This window comes from Vibrio sp. QJM3NY_35, assembly GCF_057785915.1.
The window spans coordinates 1,355,737-1,377,067 of sequence record NZ_CM173507.1; the positions used below are offsets into that span (position 1 = coordinate 1,355,737).

The window sequence follows — 21,331 nt, forward strand, 5'->3', positions numbered from 1 at the left end:
GCAAGAACCGCCTAATAAGGATGAGAGCTAGCCGTTAATTTATTGAGGCAATCGAAGTATCGAGCAATAGACTGATTTAACTCAATGTTTCTTGTTTGCTACTGATGGGTTAGACTAAAAAAACAGACACGTGTAGAAAGAGAACTCATGGAACAGTTAAGAAAAATTGGTGCAATTGGCGGCGCAATCTCATTGGCTCTTTGCTGGCCTTTAGCGGTTGGCCAAATTGGACAAAATGCGATTACTGATGGCGTTGCAACGCTTAACAATTCAAGCATTCAAGCTGAGATCGTGGAATACGATAGAGGTTACTTGTCTTCCAACGTAACCACTCGTTTAACTGTGACGGATGAAAACCTGAAAGAGCAACTCGCGATTGATGGCTTACCCAGTGAGTTTGTCATTAATAGTGCGGTTAGCCACGGTTTAGTAAGCTTAAACGCGCTATCAACGTTTGAGAACGCTGACATTCTTCCCCTTACTCTGACTACCAGCACGGAACTAAACGGCAACACAGATTTCAATTTCGAGTTAAGCCAGTTCAATCATCAAGGTTCTGATGAGAATGGTACGTCGGTATCGATCACTAAATCGAACCTTTCTGGCCATGCGACTGTTTTAGGCCAAGTTGATTACGAGCTTTCAATCCCTTCAGTTCAAATTGATTTTGAAACCGGTGAAGAGGTAACGTTGTCTAATCTGAAAGGTGTGGGTTCAGGCCAACAAGCGAAAGGCTACTGGTTAGGTACTCAGAATTTTACTATCGATAGCTTCTTGGTTTCAGACTCTGCAATGCAGCCTTTCATGACCATTGAAAATTCTAAGTACGATTTTGAATCACATTTAGATGAAGCAACTAAGCGTCTGCGCAGCAATCTCAAGCTGGATATCGCCAACATAGAGACCAGTGAAGGCCAGTTGAACAACCTAAACGTCGATTTTGAAATGTCGAAGCTGGATAGCGAGTCGTTTGAGAAAATCTTTGAGATTTACCAATCTAATCCTGTGATGACGCAAGAAGACGTTGCAGAGATCATTCCATTTATCGATATCCTGTTTGCTAAAGGTTTCGACCTTTCAATGAACAACATGTCACTAGAGCTAGGTAAAGGGCAGTTCGAATCTAAGTGGTTGGTGAGCGTACCGGAAGGGACCAAAAACATCAGCAGCAACCCTTCGATGATCATGCCGGCATTAACGGGTAACGTTCACTCTAGCTTCTCAAATGAGCTTGTTGAAGAGTACCCATTCATCCGTGAAGGTATCGATGAATTGCTTGTGATGGAAATGATCAAGGAAACAGAAAGTGGTTATGAAATCAGCGCTGACTTAGAAAATGGAAACCTAGTGTTCGAAAATGGACAAGAAATTCCATTAATCGCTCTACTTATGCCGGTTTTTGTTCAATAAACAGAACAGGCTTGAATACTGATAGGGTGATTTAGCAGGTTAAGCTTAAACATTTTATACAGTACAAAACAAAAGAGGTCTTAAGACCTCTTTTGTTGTTTTTATGTTGGGTAAAACATGGTATTACTTTCATAGTTATTATTTAGCAGGAGCAATTATCCCCATGGAACTTACATTAGATAACGTATTCAACTTTAGTGCTGGCCCAGCGGCACTGCCTAAACCGGTAATGAAACAAGCGCAAGCAGACTTCATTGATTGGAATGGTTTAGGCACTTCCGTTATGGAAATCAGCCATCGCAGCAAAGAGTTTATTCAAGTTGCCGATGAGTCTGAGCAAGACCTACGTGATCTTCTGAACATCCCAGACAACTATAAAGTTCTTTTCTGTCAGGGGGGAGCTCGTGCTCAATTCGCTGCTGTTCCTCTAAACCTTCTAGGTGACGCGACGAAAGCAACTTACATTGATGCGGGTTACTGGGCAGAAAGCGCAGTGACTGAAGCGAGCAAATATTGCGAAATCGATGTATTTAACGCGAAGACATCTCTTGATGGCAAAGCGGCGGTTGTTCCGGCTAAAGATTGGAAAATCGACCCAGAAGCTGCGTACGTACATTTCTGTCCAAACGAAACCATCGATGGCATTGAAATCAGTGAGCTTCCTCAAACGGATAAGCCAATCGTCGCGGATATGTCATCTAACATTCTGTCTCGTAAGATCGATGTTTCTCAGTATGGTGTTATCTACGCGGGTGCTCAAAAGAATATCGGCCCAGCTGGTATCTGCATTGCTATCGTACGTGATGATCTACTAGAACTAGCAAACGAAGTATTGCCGAGCATTCTGAACTACAAAGTACTTGCTGAAAAAGACTCAATGTTCAACACACCGCCAACGTACGCTTGGTACCTATCAGGCCTTGTATTCAAGTGGCTGAAAGCTCAAGGTGGCGTTGAAGCGATGGAGTTGGTGAACAAAGAGAAAGCGGCGTTGCTTTATAATGCGATTGATAGCTCTGCTTTCTACAAAAACGATGTTCACACCGCAAACCGTTCAAGAATGAACGTACCTTTCCAGTTGGCGAAACCCGAGCTAGACAGCAAGTTCTTAGATCTGGCTGATACTGCAGGTCTGAAATCGTTAAAAGGTCATAGAGCTGTAGGTGGAATGAGAGCTTCACTTTACAACGCAATGTCTCTGGAAGGCGTTCAAGCACTGGTTAGCTTCATGAAAGATTTCGAAGAGAAGTACGCTTAATCGATGACAGGGCTTTGACCGATAAATTGCTTATTTGATTTTTATTGTGTCGAATGCACCAAACGAGATAAATGCCGCTTTTGCGGCATTTTTTTTGTCGTTAATAATAAAGGGTATGGTATGTTGATTTATTGTAAGAACAGTCATCCAGAGATATGACGGATGTATCGGAATGAGCAGACCTTTCTCTTAAAGCGAGAGTTGCAACTGTTATTCAGGCACTTTTTACTATATAACGTGTCGCCCAAAGTTAGGTCTCTAATCATGAGCAGCGAGCGATAAGTCGCATCGCCCGGTTTATTGATTGGCGATTAAAATCCAACGTCTAATTTTTACCACAAGGAAGCAAGAGTGAGGTTATTGAGTCTATTTGCGATGCTATTTCCAGCCGTTGCTTGTTCGTCCACACTTGAAATATGGGCTGGTATTAATTATGAAACGGCCGATTATGTAAAAGAACATATCGAAGCGATGACGGATCATCGCGTAGAAATTCGTTCGTTTGACGTCAACAGTATTCGTTCTGAACTTCTTGTTGCTGACCCTAGAGACAATACTTTTCCCGACGCCATTTGGGTTCCTTCGGACTTCTTAGGTCTAACTGAATATATCGAATTAGCGACACTTCCCGAGGCTTGGGTTGATACCCAACGCTATGAGAAAAAGGCGCTCGATGCGGTGGTCATTAACGGTGAGCTTAAGGCGTTACCGGTTGGCATTGGAAACCAGGTCGTTCTGTATTCGAGCAAACCTCAAGCGCAAGTCGTTACATGGGAGAGCCTAATTGAACGCTCTGCTCAGTCCGATCAAGTGAGTGTGCTTTTTCCCAACCCAAACATGTACTTCTATCTAGCTTTCTATCAGCTTTTTTCTGAAGACTTATTATCGTCTAAGAATGTTAACGGTGAAGGGTTAGTTGCTATCTTTGATTTCATCGATATGTTGCAGCAGAAAAAAGTCATCGAATCATCGTGCAGTGATATTTGCGCGAGGCAGAGATTCATCAATGGGGAAGTCGAGTTTTTGATTGACGGCGATTGGGCTTTCAGTGAACTCGATGCTGCTTTTGGTCGAGATTTGTACATCAATTCGTTGCCGACCTATCGTGGTGAGAGTATGTCTTCATTTAGTGGCGCGAAGATTTTTGCTGTCACGGAAAAAGGCATGAAGAACCCAGATAAGAAATTAGCTTTGAAAGAAGTCATTCAATACCTGCAATCAAACAGTTTCACCTATTTAGCTCACTCGAGTGCCATGGTTTCGCCGTTTTATGAGGTTAATCAACGTCGTGTTAAGGAAGGTAACCAGACATTTTCAAATATGTACGATGAGTTTCAAGCGTCGCAAATGATGTCGAGTGACTACAAGATGGCGATCGTTTGGGAGGCATCGGCTCGGGCGTATCAGCGTTACAAGTCTGGGATGCCAAAGAGTGAACTGCATAAGTTTTACAATGATTTTGTTCAATATTACTCGGCGAATATGAGGGTAAGAGATTGAAGCTATCATTAAAATATACCATGGGCTTGGTGTTGTTGGCTTGCTCAATGCTCCCTGTTTACCTAGCGGGGCAGTTGATTCTCAATAAACAAAACCAAAGTTCTTTAGAGCAAAAAGAAACCAAGCTGGACAACTCTACGACCGGTATTCGTCAAACTGTACAGGAGCAAATTAAGCTGACGGCGAGCCTAACCCAATGGTATTCGCAAGACCGATCACTGATTAAAGCGGGCGGTAACATCTTTTTCTCGAGTGTGGTTTGGGACAAGATGGATAGCTTCAATGCGCTAGCGGAGAGTGTGTCCGCGACTTATATTCTGGACCAAAACTGGAAGCCCATTTATGACAGCAAAGGCAGCTTGTACCATTTTGAGCAGAGCCAGTTATTAGAAAGCTTGAAACGTCCTCAATCGGTTTATGGGCAAGGGAAATTGTTTCACACCGAGTTTACCGAAACGGAAGTGGCGGATAATGCCACTGCCGGTATTGCTTTTGTCGCGCCGATTTTACCTTATCGTTTGATTGAAGGTTCTACATACACGCCGCAGGGTTATCTTGTGGTTCTTATGGGGTATGACAGACTTAACACTAAAGTGACGCCTTTCCTTTATCAAAATGAGTCGGTTGAGTTTAACTATGTTGATTCAACGGATGCTCAGTCTTCTAAACAAAGTGCGAACATTATCTCTATCGACAGCACATTCTTTACCGACAAATTGGTACTGAACGTCAAACATCATATTTCCGACAGTGCGCGTTTATTAGAGATGCAACAAGCTCAGGTGGTCTTTGTCAGAATATTGGTGGCGACGCTTGCCATCTCGATTGTGTTTGCTCTGTTCCTAAGCCGCTGGTTCTCAGGGCAATTAAACCTGTTGGCTGAATCTGTTACGTCGTATTCGCATAACCAGTCACCGACTCATAGTGTGGATGAACATCGTTTTACAGAGTTCGTCACGCTGAGTCGTTTATTGGAAACCATGTGGGGCCGTATACAATACCAAGTCCGTGAACTGACCGAAAGCAACGATAAACTCGAAAGATTTAATGTTCAGCTAGAGGACTTAGTTGAAGAGAAAACCAGCAAGTTAACGTATTCGCTCGCGCGTGAAGAATCCCAGAAGCATCGTATTTTGAAGATCGTTCAGTTTGCATCATCAAGACACGCGGCTGAATATCGGTTGATTCCTCAAATGGTCGATCAAGAGTTAAAGACATTACTTGTTCAACATTCGATTCAGTTTCATTTTAACCGGACTGGCGAGGCTGACCTGATACTCTGTGACTCACAGGGGACGGCGATCGGGTATTTTTGTTCAAGTTCATTTGATGTCCTCAGTGAAGAAGATCTTCTGATTTTTGACATGTACCAAAAACAGTTAGCTGGTTGGCTAGAGCTCGAAAATATTACACGGATTAACATGCCGACTGGCTGTTTGAACCGTAAAGCTTTTAATGAAGATCTTGAATTCAGTAAACGCAGCATTAACGACAATCAATATCAGGTTTCTTTGATCATTTTTGATATCAATGGCTTGAAAACGACCAATGATGTTCATGGGCATGAGATCGGGGATGAGCTGATACAGCGCTGCGTAGACGTAATCAGCCACGAATTGACACCTGCCAGTAATCTATATCGTTTGGGTGGAGATGAATTTGCGGTGCTTACCTTAACGTCTGGTGAGTCGAGTTCGCTCAATGTCGCAAAGATGACTGAGCAGTTGTACATTGCTCAGGAGCAACAGGCAATCGAGACTAAAGCGGGTATCTCTATTCCTGTCAGATTCTCGATTGGTGCAGCCTCTAGTGATTCAACAGACGTTGAGCAATTGTTCTCAGTCGCTGATGAGAATATGTATCAGCAAAAGCGTCTTTATTACCAAACGTTGTCTGTGGTTGGGAAGTAATAATGCCAATCACGCTGACAAATAGCGATCACGATTTTCGACGCACATTAGAGCGGAACTGCTGCGGTGTGACGTTATAATATGTTTAAACGCTTATGGGAAATGCGCTTAGTCGGGCCAACCGTTGCTTAAACACAGACGATAAAAATGAAAAAGCCCACCAATGGAAGTTGATGGGCTTTGTGTTTGTATTTAGCTTACGTAACTCAGCTAGAGCCAGAAACTCTTCAGAGGCATCTCAGAGTCAAAGTGATGAGCAATTTGCGCTTGGAGTAGCTCAGCGGTCGCAATAGCGTCAGTTAATGCATGATGCGGCGTGTAGTCGGGCAGATGGTATCGACGACGACTCTGACCCAGTCTCACTGAAGCTGGCTTCTTACCTTTCAGCTTATTCCACAAGCCGCCAGCCAGTTTATTTTGGATCTGAGATTCAATCTCCAGCGTGTCGAGGACTGGGAACTCAATGCCTTCACCGAGTCGCACTTTCAATGCATTGTCCAAAAAGTCACGTTCGATACGACGATAGTGAACCACAGGGATATGTCCCGCCATTGATTCTAAGATCTCGCCCAACACTTCGCTAAGGTCTGGCGCATCAATGATGTCATTGTGAGTGATGCCATGAATCACGACAGACTCTTCTTCAAGTTTCTGTTTTGGTCTTAGAGTCCAGTGTTTGGCTTGTCGCAAGTAGATGCGATTGAGCGTAAATGGCACTAAACCAATGGTTATGATGCCGTCTTTGTTTGGGTTTAACCCCGTTGTCTCAAAGTCGACAGCCAAGAACATCACTTCTGAAAGTGGCGTATCAGGCGCAGGAAGAGGCTGGCTATAAAAGTGCTTTAAGCGCGCGTCTCTCGCTCGTTCCAGCTTCTGAGCAAACTTAAATGGCCAATCGACCGCAGGTGATCTGAATAGTTTGTTCATAGGCCCTACTTAAACTTGTTGCTGGCTTGATAACGGAACTTAAGGAAGTTTTGCGCATTACTTAATATTTGGAATGCATCCTTTAGGTTACGTCGCTCGAAGTCAGACAGGTTCTCTGGCTCGATGTTGTTATCAGGCTCGATGTTGTTGTCGACATCGTGTGCTTGGTGGCGAATACGAACCAAAGAGATAAACTCCATCGCATCTTTCAAATCTTGAGCTCGGCCTTTCGGCAGAATACCAGCGTCGATAATGTCATCCAATCGTTCAAAAGAGTTTTTCGAGCGAGACGCGACAGCCAAAGAGTGAACACGAATCAAATCGGCCAGTGGTGCAGTACCACGACGCTTAAGATTGATTGAGTTGTTGTGGCGGCCATCTTTCTCCATCACGAAATCTTTGAAAAAGCCCAGTGGTGGAGTACGGTTGAGCGCGTTACGAGCAAGACACGCCAAGAAGCGGTTGTTCTTACGTGCGCGTCGAACAATAAAGCTGTTCAATTGCTCGGCCCATTTCAGGCGACCATAAACGCCATCTAAGTCAAAGAAGATAGATGCGTTCAACAAGGCTTTCGGGTTTGGATCATCAATCCAATCGGCAAAGCACTCTTCCCACTGTCGACGTGTCATACGCCAAGTCGGGTTGGTCGCCATGATGTCGCCAGTACAGTAAACATAACCACATTGGTCTAAGCCGTCACAAATGAATTTTGAAAGTTCTTCAAAGTACTTACCGTGTTTTGCTTCGTCGTATGTGTCATCGAGGATGATGGCGTTATCTTGGTCGGTAACCAGTAGTTGCTCATCACGTCCCATCGAACCTAACGCAAGGAAACAGTATGGGATTGGTGATTTACCTAACTTCTCTTCACCCAACTCGATAATACGCTGTTTAAAACTACGGCCAATTACCGACATTGCAGTACCCACCATGTGGGCATTGGCATCTTCGTTAACTAAGCGCACAAAGCTGTCTTTCACTTGCTCGGAAAGCACCTTCAGGTCTTCGATACTTTGTTGCTGGAAGATACTACTTACCAATAACAGCGAGTTTTGAGACTCATAACGAACAATATCGGTCGCTTCGATAATACCAATCGGCTTCTTATCTTTAAGCACTGGTAAATGATGCACGTTATAGCGAAGCATGGTCATCATAGCTTCGTATACGTAAGCATTATGGTCGAGTGAGATAACCTCTGGTGTCATTACGCTGGATACTTCATCCGATGGGTCAAGACCTTCGGCGAGAACACGCGTACATAAATCTCGGTCGGTGATGATGCCAATCACGGGTGTTGAGTCATCTTCATCATCTTCAACGATATCTGGGTCGATGATCAGCAAAGAGGAAACATTATCTTGTGCCATCATGGTCGCGGCTTGCTGAATGGTGCGCGTTTTTTCGATCATTGGCGCTTCGCTGGTCAGCAGCGTTTTTACCTTTGATGTGGTTAGGTCGTTAGCGTCGTTGCTGTCTGAGTTGGCTTGGCGCAGTCGCGCGTTATCTTCTACTTCTACGAAATCGGCAAAGGAGTCGTAGTTGTCGTAGAGCTCTTGAAAGATAGGCTCAGGAATACAGTAGAGTAGGGTGTCTTCAGTCGCTTTAACTGGGAAACGCACCTTGTTGTTGGTCAGTAGGCCCATTTGACCGAACAAGTGGCCTTCATCAAGGCGGTTATAGAGTTCGCCTTTACGACGGTAGACTTCGACTTCGCCACTTCGAACGATGTATAAGTCATGAATTTGATCACCAAAGTGAATGATAGGGGTATCTTGGCGGTAATAAGAAATTTCCACGCTACTGGTCACTTTCGCCAACATCTCCTCAGGGAGTTCTGTGAAAGGGGGGTATTGTGCCAGAAAGTTTTGAATCTCTAATAACTCAGCATCCATAATGATCATCCATTGGTTTGTATGATTTCATGGTACAACATTTGATAATATTTTGCCGTCACAAATCAATCTGTGAGCTAAAACCTTTTTAAAGTCTTATGGATAGACTAACCTTTCAATTAATGGAGTGACAGTTTAAGGATGATAGGAATGTCGAAGTGGAAGCTTAGTTTTGTATCTGCGGTTTTTATGTTTTCTCCAAGTTTGTGGGCGGACACTAACGCGGTGGATATTTTGGATTACGACCATATTTATGCCACGGCGCATTCGGGCAGTTTAAATGAAGATGCAGGCAGTAATAACAATGCCTCGTCGTATGGATTAGGCGTCAGTTACGCGATGACGGATGATTGGTTGTTGCTGGGAGACTACAGCGCACGCTTTATTCACCCTGATGACACCACAACTCGAATTGATACGCTGATGCCAGGTGTTGGTTACCGTTACAGCATTAAGAAAGATTTAGATATAGTGGCTTACTACCTGCTTGGTATCACTAAAGGTAAGGTTGAAGATAATGACACCAACCGAACTGAATCTTCAGACACTGAGTTCATCCAAGGGGTAAAAGCTGAGCTTAACTATGGCTTTGCGAAACGTTGGATAGCTAACGGGAGTGTGCAGGTGAATCGGAGTGACCTGTTTGATGAAGAGATTTATCACTTAGGTTTACGTTATCTAGTGACCAACAAGTTTGCGATTGGTGGGTCATACCAACATCGAGATGGTGAAGGTAAGATTCGCAGTGAACGAACCAATGAGCTGGGAGTGGAATTTTTCCTAGAGTATTAGCCAGTAACGAAAAGGCTACGTGCCCTAATAGCTCTTATATACAAAGAGACTGACACAAAAAAGCCAGCTTGATTGCTGGCTTTTGCATGTCTATTGGTCTGCAAATACAGGTTTCGCTTTTCGATTAAAGAACCGCAGCGATACCTTTACATAGAGGACCCATGTTTGACTTAGTCATACCAGCAACACTGATACGGCCAGAGCCAACAATGTAGATTGCGAATTCGTCTTTTAGGCGAGTTACTTGCTCTTTGCTTAGGCCAGAGAAAGAGAACATGCCGTTTTGACGTTCGATGAATGTGAAGTCTGCATCAACACCTTCAGATTTCAGTGTCGTTACGAATAGTTCGCGCATCTCTTGGATACGGTCGCGCATTTCTGCTACTTCTGCTTCCCATTCAGCACGTAGATCAGCATCACCAAGGATGTGAGTTACCACAGCACTGCCGTGCGCTGGTGGGTTAGAGTAGATAGAGCGGATAATACTCTTAACTTGAGAGAACGCTGTCGTTGCTACGTCTGCTGATTCAGCAACCAAAGTGAATGCGCCAACACGCTCGTTGTACAAGCCGAAGTTCTTAGAGAACGAGCTAGCAACAAGGATCTCTTTGTTGTATTGAGCAAAAATACGTAGGCCAGCAGCATCTTCTTCAACGCCTTTTGCAAAACCTTGGTAAGCAAAATCGAATAGAGGAAGCAGTTTCTTCTCAGCAACCAATTTAGCCAGAACTTCCCACTCTTCAGTTGTTGGGTCGATACCTGTTGGGTTGTGACAGCAGCCGTGAAGAAGAACGATATCGCCTTCAGAAGCTTTCTCTAGGTCAGCAACCATGCCTGCGAAGTCTTTGTCTTTAGTTTCAGCGTTGTAGTAGCTGTATTGAGCAGTTTCGATACCCGCAGCAGCGAAAACGCCGTTGTGGTTCGCCCAAGTCGGGTTACTGATCCAGATTTTTACGTCGCCCAGTTGGCGCTTGATGAATTCACCCGCTACGCGAAGTGCACCTGTACCACCTGGAGCTTGTGCTGTTTTAGCGCGTTGAGATGCAACGATCTCTGCGTCTGAACCGAAAAGAAGTTTCTGAACCGCTAGACCGTATTCAGCTGTACCTTCAATCGTTAGGTAAGATTTGGTTTTTTCGTTTTCAAGAAGTGCAGCTTCTGCTTTCTTTACTGTTTTAAGTACTGGTGTTTGACCATCTTCATTTTTGTAGATGCCAACGCCAAGGTTGATTTTCTCTGCACGAGAGTCTTTTTTAAACTCTTCAGTAAGGCCGAGGATAGGATCGGCGGGAGCAGCTAACACTTTTTCAAACATAATCTTCATCCATGTCAATTGAGAGGGGATAGTATCTATGGGTAGTTATACCTGTATGGAATTTTTAAGACAATACGAAGTGAACAGAAAGACCAAAAAAAATCCATTTCAATCAGATTTATTGACTAAAGAGGGTATTTGATAACAAAACACCCTACGGATTAACCTATAGGGTGCAAGAAGTTAGTGGATTTTGAATAGATTACGCTGGTTGAGCAATAAAGCTTTCGCGCTCGAGTTCACTCGCTACATTTTTACCATCTTTGTAGGTCGCGGCAATTGAAACAAACGCTTGTTCGACGGCTAGAAAAGCTTGGACAACTTGCGGATCAAAATGCGTCCCATTGCCCTCTAAGATGATCTGTTTAGCTTGTTCATGAGTAAAGGCTGGCTTGTAGACTCGCTTCGAGATGAGCGCATCATAAACATCAGCTAATGCCATTAAACGGCCAGATAACGGGATATCTTCACCAGACAACTGATTAGGATAACCACTGCCATTCCATTTCTCGTGGTGAGTCAGAGATATCTCCTTTGCGACTCTTAAGAAAGAGCTACTTCCCAACTGCTTTTCTGCAATAGATAACGCTTCAGCCCCAATCGCGGGGTGACCTTTCATTATCTCAAACTCTTCGTCCGTCAATTTACCCGGTTTCAATAATACGCTATCAGGCACACCGACTTTGCCCACGTCGTGCAAAGGTGCAGATTTGTAGAGCAACTCGATGTAGTTTGGTGTTAACAAGCTCGAGTGGGTTTCTGATTTGCTGAGCTCTTGTGCGAGAACTTTGACGTACTCTTGAGTTCTTAAAATGTGAGCACCCGTTTCATTGTCTCGAGATTCAGCCAATGCCGATAAGCTCACAATGGCCACGTCACGTGTGGTTTTGACTTCGTTTTGCGCGGTTTCGAGGCTATCAAGCATGGTATTGGTCATAGATGCCATTGAGCCAAGCTCGTTGTAGCCGAAAATAGGTAAGCGAACGCCTTGCTCGCCATTGGTGACTTTGTTTAATGCGTGCTCTTGGCTTAGGAGAATACGCTTAATTAGCTTGCTCCAAAGCGTCATGGTAGTTATCGCGTAGCCACCCAGTACCACAGCCAAATAAATAAACTCTTTGATCACGCTGATCTTGCCGGTGCCATCCAATAAGCGGTCAGGGTTATGTTCTAACCAGAAGATGTCTTTGACAGCAATCATCGTCAACATAGTCGTCAGTGTTACCAGAAGCACGATAACCAAGCCTATCATCTGCTTGACTAGTGAACTTCTTTCACCAACCAGTTGGAAGTCGAATTGTCCAGTCGTCTCCATTTTATCCATTTGGCTGAGCTTAGCGTTCAATTGAAGAATGGTTCCGGTAAAGAAGCCGAATAGGCTCATTCCAAACAGCACCTTCAAATTACTATCTATGGTGAATTCATAGCTTAAGTTGTAGTAGAGCGCGAAAGGCACACTTGTAGCAAAAAATAGCAGGGTATCGAGTTGCGCGAATCGGCCTTGCTTGACCAAGGTATGTTGAGCGAATAGGTAACGACGCGCGAGCCATAATAAGACAAACACAATACTGACTTGTGTGAAAATCTCTAACGTCGTTAAGCTCTCGAGCATAGGACACACCCGACTGCCATAGGTGCCAAACAGCACGCCAGCAATGACGTATAACTTAGTCGTTAGCGATTGATTGTAATTTAAAGTATCCATCGATAAGCCTTTGTTCTCATTCTTATTAGATTTACGCATTCATTGATTCACGACTTTAGAACTGCGAATGATTAGCATAACTGACGTGAATAAGACCGGAAATTCTATCGATAGCTTTCGTGGATTGATACAAGAAACTGGTTTGTGTTAGAGATTTGTTAGCTAGGTGGGGGTTATTGCAGCATTTTTATGAAGATACTTGAATAGCCTCGGTCGAGGTTCGAGGCTATTCAGTCTGTGTACTGGGTTAGAATCGCAAATGATTGAGTTCGCTATCTACTTTAACCCGTTACTTTTTCAGATTGATTTCAGCTTCGATTGATCCGGTTTCAATCTCAGGGTGGGACGCTAGTTTGTCTGCAGCCCATTGGTTGATGTGTTTCAGAATAGCAGACACCGCGTGTTTTTCCGTTGGTGCTTGGTCTTGTTCGACATCGATCTTTTGCTTTGGATGTGAGCCTGTCGCATCTTCAGCAATATGGAGCCAATCCGGGTGCCAGTAATATGGCTGGCCGCTCGGTGTTGTCCAACTGTGAACACCGTTTGACTCTCCTTTATAACTTAATTGGTCTGCTTCTATTTTTTTCATTGTTATCTCGCATGTTTTTGGGTTACATCAAATTATTGAGGTAGAAAGCCAACTTAGTTCCTACCTTGGGTACAAACTTAGCAAAGCTTACAAAGTTATCTGTGAACTAATTCACACTATTGTGGAAATTAGGTGCGATCATATGGATAGCAGCAATAGTTGTTGGCGTAAGTGATAAAATCACCGGCTCACAGAATTTCTCTAGGTAGTACAATTAGATGGCGCGTTATGAAGAGCTTGCAAAGGATATTCGAACTCAGATAGCCAACAATACGTGGCGATCCGGAGAGAAGATCCCTTCGGTACGCATGAGTTGTCGTAATTACAACGTCAGCAATAGTACTGTCTTACAAGCCTACCAGCTGCTAGAAAGCGAAGGGTGGATCATCGCTAAACCTCAGTCGGGCTACTTTGTCGCGCTAAGACTGGACGGTGTTGATTACGCACAGCCACTCGTTAGTGAAAAGAAAGCCATTAATGACCGCTTATTTGATTTCTTGAAGTCGAGTTCAGCCGAGGGTGTGATTCCTTTCGGTTCTGCATTCCCAGATCCTGATCTTTTCCCATTACCTACCTTGACTCGAAATCTAGCCAGTGCTGGCAGGAAGATGACTGGTGCCAGTGTGATCAATAATTTGCCACCGGGCAGTGAGTCCTTGAGAAGACAAATCGCGCAGCGTTACCTGCAGCAAGGGATTACGGTTAATCATCAAGACATCGTGATTACGTCGGGTGCTATGGAAGCGCTCAACTTGAGCCTGCAAACGGTCACTAAGTCGGGTGATAACGTCGTGATAGAGTCTCCCGCATTTTATGGTGCTCTGCAGGCTGTCGAGAGGCTAGGGCTTAACCCTATCGAAGTGGACGTTTGTCCAATCAATGGATTGAATATTGAGCAGTTTGAAAGCGCACTACAAAACCAAGATGTAAAAGCGTGTTGGTTGATGACGACGTTTCAAAACCCGACAGGGACAAGTTTGTCTGAAGAAGCGAAGCGCCGTGTGGTTGAGATTGCAGAACAACACGAAACCTACATTATTGAAGATGACGTATATGGCGATCTTTATTATGAAGGGCACAAGCCGAAGCCATTAAAGGCTTTCGATAAGACCGATTCCGTCTTACTTTGTGGGTCGTATTCAAAAAGCTTGTGTCCCGGTTATCGAGTAGGGTGGGTTGTGAACACGCGTTTTAACGATGCGATTCAAAAGTTACAGCTTCTTTCTACGTTATCGAGCAGCGCTCCCGTTCAACTTGGTGTCGCCCATTTCTTAACACATGAAAGCTACGACAATCACCTTCGTAAACTGCGTAAAAACCTTGTCGTCAGGAAAGAGCGATTTATAGATGTCATTAAGCAGTACTTTCCGCATTCAATCGAGATTGAAGAACCGGCTGGTGGCTACTTGATATGGATTCGCTTTTCTGAAAAATTCGACAGCCATCAGTTTCATCAACTAGCTATCGAACAAGGCATTAGCGTCGCATCTGGCGATCTGTTCAGTGAGCAGGGCAGAGTAGATAACGCGATACGATTGAACTTCTCTTACGAACTGACAGAAGAGAAAGAACAGGCGCTCATCTGGCTTGGCAAACTGGCACATCAACTTACGCACTCGTAAAACCTTAAGTCCCTCATAAAAAAACAATCATTCCAACTGTACGGGTTGTTTGTGGGGTAACTGTACGCCTAATTGACCAAAGAGTTGTGATTCAATAACGGTAGACCAAATATTGGAGATACCGTTATGTTGAAAATGACTATGGGAAATGAAGTTAAGCTGATTATTGTCGCGATTGTGTGTGCGCTTCTGCTTATTCTCGGCCACGTACTGCTGGCAAAAGCATTCGCTGATATGGCGTGGGCAGAATACACCACTGCCGCGATCCCATTCGTTATGATGGCAATCTGCGGTCTCGCAATAAAATACGCTATCGACCAAGATGTTGATTAGCTTTTGAGTAACGAGTCTTAGATGGTGGCACGCAGAAACAGCCGTCGTCTCGTTTTATTCCGAACATAAAAAAACCTCCGCAAGTGCGGAGGTTTTTATTTGTTCTTAACTTTTAATATCGAATAGGTTTCGAATTAGAAGTTTGCAGAGCGTGGTGTACGTGGGAATGGAATCACGTCACGAACGTTGCCCATACCTGTTACGTAAGATACTAGACGCTCGAAACCAAGACCGAAACCAGCGTGTGGCACTGTGCCGTATTTACGTAGGTCGCGGTACCAGCTCATGTGCTCAGGGTCGATACCCATAGCAATCATACGCTCGTCTAGAATGTCTAGACGCTCTTCACGTTGTGCACCACCGATGATTTCACCGATGCCTGGCGCAAGTACGTCCATTGCTGCTACTGTTTTGCCGTCGTCGTTTAAGCGCATGTAGAAAGCTTTGATGTCTTTCGGGTAGTTCTTAACGATAACAGGTGCTTTGAAGTGCTCTTCAGCTAGGTAACGCTCATGCTCAGAAGACATGTCGATGCCCCACTCAACGTCAAACTCAAATTTCTTACCAGAGTCTAGTAGGATTTGGATTGCGTCAGTGTAGTCAACTTGTGCGAAGTCAGCGTCAACGAATTGCTCTAGACGAGTAATTGCTTGCTTGTCGATGCGAGAAGCGAAGAATTCAAGGTCGTCGCGGCGCTCTTCAAGAACAGCAGCGAAAACGTACTTAAGCATGTCTTCAGCCAGTTTCGCTACATCGTTAAGGTCTGCAAACGCAACTTCAGGCTCAACCATCCAGAACTCGGCTAGGTGGCGGCTTGTGTTTGAGTTTTCAGCACGGAACGTAGGACCGAACGTGTAAACCTTGCTTAGTGCACAAGCATAAGCTTCAGCATTAAGTTGGCCAGATACTGTTAGGAACGTCTCTTTACCGAAGAAATCTTCGTTGAAGTCTACGTCGCCTTTTTCAGTGTGTGGTAGGTTTTCCATGTCTAGCGTAGAAACACGGAACATTTCACCAGCGCCTTCTGCATCAGATGCAGTGATAAGCGGAGCAGAAGTCCAGAAGAAGCCTTGCTCGTGGTAGAAACGGTGAATCGCTTGAGATAGACAGTTACGTACACGTGCTACTGCGCCAATCACGTTTGTACGTGGACGTAGGTGAGCAACTTCACGAAGGTATTCGATAGAGTGACGTGTCTTAGCCATTGGGTAAGTGTCAGCGTCTTCAACCCAGCCTACAACTTTAACGTCAGTTGCTGCTAGTTCGAAGTCTTGACCTTTCGCAGGAGACTCAACAATCTTACCTGTTACTTCAACAGAGCAGCCAGTTGTTAGCTTTAATACTTCGTCTTCGTAATTATTAAGATTATTAGGAACCACGGCCTGAATCGGGTCGAAACAAGAGCCGTCATAAATGGCAAGGAAAGAGATTCCAGCTTTGGAATCACGACGTGAACGGATCCAGCCGCGAACAGTTACTTCACTGTCTACCGCTAGCTTGCCGCCAAGTACGTCTGTTACAGGCGCGTAAGTCATGTTGATTTCATTCTCCATTGAGGGACAAATTCAACTCAAAGTTACTAGCGTTACTGCAAATATATAGATATTCGCACAATAATTAGCCGAAACATCGAGTTGTATAAACTTTTTAAATCGATTGAACATATTACCTGTCATACCGACAGCTTCAACCTTTATTCTTGCTTGGTGAAAGAAATATTGTGTCTACTGACGATAAATAGGTTTGAGGGTGTGTTTTTTGTTCGATATTAGCGTCAGCCTTACCTTTGACCCTATGTGAGCTGTTGAACGAGCAAGGCGTAATCGAAACCTTTGTTTTCAATAATGGGAGTGTGATTGTATTGAGACTCACTCTATATTGGCGCGGATTCAGTCATATTGGACTTGATCACTTTCTTAATTTCCCACTAAAGCAACAAGAGGAGTTTAATATTTACGTGTTAATTACGCCGCCTTAGCCCCTGCATTCTCTCTACACCCGCACTTTTCGAGCGCTCGCTCATTCAAGAAAAACAGTCGATCAAATTATGTCTCAACAAGGCAGGACTGGCTGTACAAGTAAAAGAGAATTACATGCTTAATTATTTAAAAAAACAGTGGTTATCAAACGTTAAAGGAGATTCATTATCTGGGATTGTGGTTGCACTCGCATTGATCCCTGAAGCCATCGCATTTTCAATTATCGCAGGCGTCGACCCTAAGGTAGGGCTCTATGCATCTTTTTGTATCTGTGTTGTCACCGCTTTGGTTGGCAGTCGTCCGGGGATGATTTCCGGTGCAACAGGCGCTATGGCGCTGTTAATGGTCACATTAGTGAGAGAGCACGGACTAGAGTACCTACTCGCAGCTTCATTCCTAGCTGGCGTCATTCAAATCGCGGCTGGGTATCTCAAGCTTGGTAACCTGATGAATTTCGTTTCCAAATCGGTGATTACTGGATTTGTTAACGCGCTCGCCATCCTAATCTTCATGGCCCAGCTCCCTGAATTGATCAATGTCCCTTCAAGTGTTTACGTATTAGTCGCTTTGGGTTTGGTGATCATTTATCTGCTTCCTTATTTTCCCAAGTTTGGTCGTGCAATACCTTCTCCATTGGTCGCGATTGTTACTCTGACAATCATTAGTTTGTTGTTTGGGTTAGATGTGAGAACGATTGGCGATATGGGTAAGCTTCCTGATTCACTGCCTGTGTTTTTGATCCCTAATATTCCATTCACGTTTGATACGCTTGCGACCATCCTGCCATATTCGATTGCTCTATCTCTGGTTGGCTTGCTGGAATCTTTGATGACAGCGACCATAGTCGATGATCTGACAGATACTGAAAGTAACAAAAACAATGAGTGTAAAGGGCAGGGAGTAGCCAATATTGTGGCTTCACTGTTTGGTGGAATGGCGGGGTGTGCGATGATCGGTCAGTCGATCATAAACATCAAATCAGGCGGCTTAACCCGATTATCTAGCATGATCGCCGGGGTTGTTTTGTTGTTAATGGTGGTGTTTGTTTCGGATTGGTTGAAGTTGATACCGATGGCGGCTTTAGTGTCTGTGATGATTATGGTTTCAATCGGTACGTTCTCGTGGCGCTCTATTGTTGAACTTAAAGACCATACACTTCCAACTAACGTAACCATGTTAGCGACCGTGGCGGTTGTGGTGTTTACTCATAACTTAGCGATTGGGGTTGCGGTTGGCGTGGTTTTATCGGCTCTGTTTTATGCGCATGTTAGCAAGTCTATGGTCTTTATATCAGATGAAGTGGTGACCAACGAAATGCACACCATTCACCGAGTAAAAGGGCATGTATTTTTTGCGTCTTCAGATGCGTTTGTTGACCTATTCGATTACGACAACGCGACCTCTTTAGTGACCATCGACATATCTGATGCATCGTTTCTCGATAATACATCGGTAGAGGCGCTTGATAAGGTTGTGTTCAAGTTCCGTAAAAAGGGCGCTTACGTTGAAGTCTCTGGAATGGATAGCGTGAGTGCGAACCTGATAGTCAAACACGCGATGTATCACAAGCATAAAGACTTAACCGCGGTTTCCATTACACACTAATCATTGTTTAAGGTTCTTTGAACGCCTCACTAGGCATTGCTAGGAAGATAAAGCGCTCATTGTTGAGCGCTTTTTTGTTGGCGATCTATGACTTCTTCTTTGTACTCGACAAAGTGAACTGATTAATCAGTGACTCAAGGTGATCAGACAGCTCTTCTAAATCATTACTGATTCCACGAGTCTCAGCCGCAGACTGCGATGTGTTGTCGGCGTGAGAAGTGATGGTCTCAACCTTTTGTTGAACATCTTCGGTCGCGTGTGTAGTGGATTGCGTCTGTTGTTGAATATTTTTCGCATGAGCCAGTACTTGTTTCATCTCTTCAACGACACCATTCATTTCAACGGACAGTGCGTCGATATCGGTTGAGCTTTGATGGGCTTGTTCGCAAACGCGATCGGCAGATGTCAGCGACTCTTCGCTGCCTTGTTGGAATTGATGAATGATTGACTCAATGCTGCCTGTTGCTTCAGCGGTTCGCGATGCAAGGTGGCGAACTTCATCTGCGACTACCGCAAAGCCTCGGCCTTGTTCTCCCGCTCGCGCCGCTTCAATCGCTGCATTCAAGGCTAGAAGATTGGTTTGGTCAGCAATACCACGAATCACACTCAATATTGAAGAGACCTCTCCGGTTTGCTCATTGAGTGTCAGGATTTTGTGTTTCACTTCTTCTATGCTGCTGACTAGGTTCTTTATTTCACTGCTTGCATCATGAGCTTGGTTAGCACTCTTACACGCTACATCGGCGGTGTGATTGATGAGTTCTGAAGCGGTTAAAGTGGCTTGTTCTACATTGACTTGTTGCGCCTGTATCCCTTCGATATTGTGTTGCACTTCTGCGGTTTCGCTTTGCTGGTCGCTGGCGGCTTGCTCGGTAATTTGCGCGACGCTAGTCAGTTGGTTTGCCGAGGCATTTAACTTGTGCGAGGTGCTTTGTACCTTTTCTAAGCTGTCAGATACGGTTCCCATGAACGAGTTGATGGAATTAGCCAGCGTGCCAATCTCATCCTTGCTTTGTTCCGGCAGGCGAGTGGATAGGTTTTTATCGTCGCTGACTTGGGTCATAAAGCGAGAAGTCTGTTGCAGCGGGCGCACGATAATCTTACGAATTAATCCCATCGTAAGGACAAATCCGGCAAACGAGATCACTGCCATAATGCCAATAGCAGCCATGGTTTGAGTGTTGATCAACGAGTTAACATGGTTGAGGTTATATTCGAGGCGAATCGCACCCAAGACTTTACCCTCTGGTGCCATATGACAGGCGACACAATTGGTTCCTCGGTAATCTTCACTCGACTTCATTGGCAGAGCAATAACCAAGCCTTTGCCCCAATCAGCAGAAAAAGGTTCGATAACGGTTTCGCCCGCTAGCGCTCGTTTATCAATATCGTCAACCGGTGTTTGGTTGTCATCACCTGGGCCGTATAACTTGCTGACAGCGTCGGCGCGTAAAACACGAACGTCTTCAATGCCTTCTTGAGCCAGTGCTTTCTGACGAAGGGTCTCTTTTTGTGCCATGGTGCCGGTGAGCATCATCATGTTGAGGCTATCGAAGTAGTTACTTGCTTTGTCGTGAAGCTGCTCACTTAACACTGAGTTTACAAGTTGCTTTTGTTGCGAATATTGGAAATAGGTCGATATTGCCAGCAAAAAGGTGAACACGATGGCGAGGGCCACTAGGATTTTAAAGGTGATTGTTGAGCGCATAAGGTGTTTGTTTTTATTAATTATAATGACGCAAATACTGTACTAGTAAGAGTTCCTACCACCTATGGGGTATAACGAATTGTGTGACCATACTCCGGTTGTGGTTATGTTTCTGTGATGTAGCGAGTTTGTGTCGTGTCTGATGTTGAAATGGAACGCGCTTCAAGCTCGTCACTGTTCTCAAAACATAGTGTGGTTCTTAAAACATCGTGTTGTGAAAAATACAGCTTTTATTGAAACAGACTGCTGTTTTGGGAATAGAGCGCTGTTATTGAAGTGCAGCAACGGGCTGTGAGTCTGCTGATAGTTAGAAGAGCCTTGGTTGTTGATTAGCTCGATGTATTTGTCAGCTTGTCTTTTATCAATAAAGACTATTGTTTTAGATGGCTTAGCGGTTAATTTATATCCAAACGGCTTTTTTGTTCAATTTAATAGCAAAAAATGTGGTTATGGCGTTGTGTTTCAGAGTTCATTCGATAATATGAAGTGACCTCTAATGACAGAGGAAGGGCAGCAACGGATACGCTGCTTTAAATAATATGGAATGTGACTTATTGATATTGGACACATACATGAAATTCAAGATTACATCACCGATCATCGAACCCACAGAAGGGTCACCACATCAGAAGATGGCTTCTTCATCTGATCACACCTCTCTATACTCTCGCTTGTACTACTCGTTTTCTACTGCCTTTTCGCGATTTAACTCCGCTTATCGCTCCTATCGATATTCGTTTTAAAGCTTAACTTCTTTCGAATTTTCTTTGCATCTTGGTTGAT

The 21,331-nt window shown here is 44.3% G+C and carries 15 protein-coding genes; 8 read left to right on the forward strand and 7 right to left on the reverse strand.

Annotated elements, in window-relative coordinates:
- Window positions 1–147 precede the first annotated feature (147 nt).
- The 4 genes from AC3CH3_RS06195 (at window position 148) to AC3CH3_RS06210 (ending at window position 6,078) form a co-directional block, all read left to right on the forward strand.
- Window positions 148–1,410 (forward strand): DUF945 family protein, encoded by a 1,263-nt coding sequence (locus AC3CH3_RS06195; RefSeq protein ID WP_488537978.1) that lies wholly within the window; start codon window positions 148–150, stop codon window positions 1,408–1,410.
- Window positions 1,411–1,573: 163 nt separating this feature from the next.
- Window positions 1,574–2,668, forward strand: coding sequence for a 3-phosphoserine/phosphohydroxythreonine transaminase (gene serC / locus AC3CH3_RS06200; RefSeq protein WP_488537979.1), 1,095 nt, complete (start codon window positions 1,574–1,576; stop codon window positions 2,666–2,668).
- 351 nt (window positions 2,669–3,019) lie between these two features.
- Window positions 3,020–4,168, forward strand: coding sequence for a sugar ABC transporter substrate-binding protein (locus AC3CH3_RS06205; RefSeq protein WP_029405475.1), 1,149 nt, complete (start codon window positions 3,020–3,022; stop codon window positions 4,166–4,168).
- Window positions 4,169–4,188: 20 nt separating this feature from the next.
- Window positions 4,189–6,078, forward strand: coding sequence for a GGDEF domain-containing protein (locus AC3CH3_RS06210; RefSeq protein WP_019822591.1), 1,890 nt, complete (start codon window positions 4,189–4,191; stop codon window positions 6,076–6,078).
- 210 nt (window positions 6,079–6,288) lie between these two features.
- Here the strand turns inward: AC3CH3_RS06210 and AC3CH3_RS06215 are convergent, their stop codons facing one another.
- Together AC3CH3_RS06215 and AC3CH3_RS06220 are read right to left on the reverse strand one after the other, a co-directional pair.
- A complete protein-coding gene (locus AC3CH3_RS06215; protein WP_019822587.1) occupies window positions 6,289–7,005 on the reverse strand; it encodes a 3'-5' exonuclease in 717 nt (238 codons plus the stop codon).
- A 5-nt stretch (window positions 7,006–7,010) separates the two neighbouring features.
- Window positions 7,011–8,900 carry a DUF294 nucleotidyltransferase-like domain-containing protein gene (locus tag AC3CH3_RS06220; protein ID WP_019822585.1) on the reverse strand — a complete coding sequence of 630 codons (1,890 nt, stop codon included), beginning with the start codon at window positions 8,898–8,900 and terminating at the stop codon, window positions 7,011–7,013.
- Window positions 8,901–9,050: 150 nt separating this feature from the next.
- Between AC3CH3_RS06220 and AC3CH3_RS06225 the strand changes: the two genes are divergently transcribed.
- Window positions 9,051–9,692: an outer membrane beta-barrel protein gene (locus AC3CH3_RS06225; protein ID WP_029405474.1), complete on the forward strand. Its 642-nt coding sequence runs from the start codon at window positions 9,051–9,053 to the stop codon at window positions 9,690–9,692.
- 124 nt (window positions 9,693–9,816) lie between these two features.
- Here the strand turns inward: AC3CH3_RS06225 and AC3CH3_RS06230 are convergent, their stop codons facing one another.
- The 3 genes from AC3CH3_RS06230 to AC3CH3_RS06240 all read right to left on the reverse strand — a co-directional run bounded on the left by AC3CH3_RS06230 (window position 9,817) and on the right by AC3CH3_RS06240 (window position 13,301).
- Window positions 9,817–11,007, reverse strand: a complete 1,191-nt coding sequence (locus tag AC3CH3_RS06230; RefSeq protein ID WP_019822582.1) for an amino acid aminotransferase — start codon at window positions 11,005–11,007, stop codon at window positions 9,817–9,819.
- A 202-nt stretch (window positions 11,008–11,209) separates the two neighbouring features.
- On the reverse strand, window positions 11,210–12,751 hold the full coding sequence (locus AC3CH3_RS06235; protein WP_488537980.1) for an HD-GYP domain-containing protein: 1,542 nt from the start codon (window positions 12,749–12,751) through the stop codon (window positions 11,210–11,212).
- 250 nt (window positions 12,752–13,001) lie between these two features.
- Window positions 13,002–13,301 carry a hypothetical protein gene (locus tag AC3CH3_RS06240; protein ID WP_017060414.1) on the reverse strand — a complete coding sequence of 100 codons (300 nt, stop codon included), beginning with the start codon at window positions 13,299–13,301 and terminating at the stop codon, window positions 13,002–13,004.
- Window positions 13,302–13,519: 218 nt separating this feature from the next.
- Between AC3CH3_RS06240 and AC3CH3_RS06245 the strand changes: the two genes are divergently transcribed.
- Both AC3CH3_RS06245 and AC3CH3_RS06250 read left to right on the forward strand, forming a co-directional pair.
- Complete coding sequence (locus AC3CH3_RS06245; RefSeq protein ID WP_488537981.1) at window positions 13,520–14,923, forward strand: aminotransferase-like domain-containing protein; 1,404 nt, start codon at window positions 13,520–13,522, stop codon at window positions 14,921–14,923.
- A gap of 126 nt (window positions 14,924–15,049) precedes the next feature.
- On the forward strand, window positions 15,050–15,256 hold the full coding sequence (locus AC3CH3_RS06250; RefSeq protein ID WP_004734707.1) for a hypothetical protein: 207 nt from the start codon (window positions 15,050–15,052) through the stop codon (window positions 15,254–15,256).
- Between the two features lie 134 nt (window positions 15,257–15,390).
- On the opposite strand, the gene asnS is transcribed toward AC3CH3_RS06250, so the two are convergent.
- Entirely contained in the window at window positions 15,391–16,791 is a 1,401-nt protein-coding gene (asnS, locus tag AC3CH3_RS06255; RefSeq protein WP_488537982.1) for an asparagine--tRNA ligase, read from the reverse strand.
- Between the two features lie 558 nt (window positions 16,792–17,349).
- On the opposite strand from asnS, the gene AC3CH3_RS06260 reads away from it, so the two are divergent.
- Entirely contained in the window at window positions 17,350–18,840 is a 1,491-nt protein-coding gene (locus tag AC3CH3_RS06260; protein ID WP_488537983.1) for a SulP family inorganic anion transporter, read from the forward strand.
- An 85-nt stretch (window positions 18,841–18,925) separates the two neighbouring features.
- Here the strand turns inward: AC3CH3_RS06260 and AC3CH3_RS06265 are convergent, their stop codons facing one another.
- Window positions 18,926–20,548 (reverse strand): methyl-accepting chemotaxis protein, encoded by a 1,623-nt coding sequence (locus AC3CH3_RS06265; protein ID WP_019822569.1) that lies wholly within the window; start codon window positions 20,546–20,548, stop codon window positions 18,926–18,928.
- Window positions 20,549–21,331 lie beyond the last annotated feature (783 nt).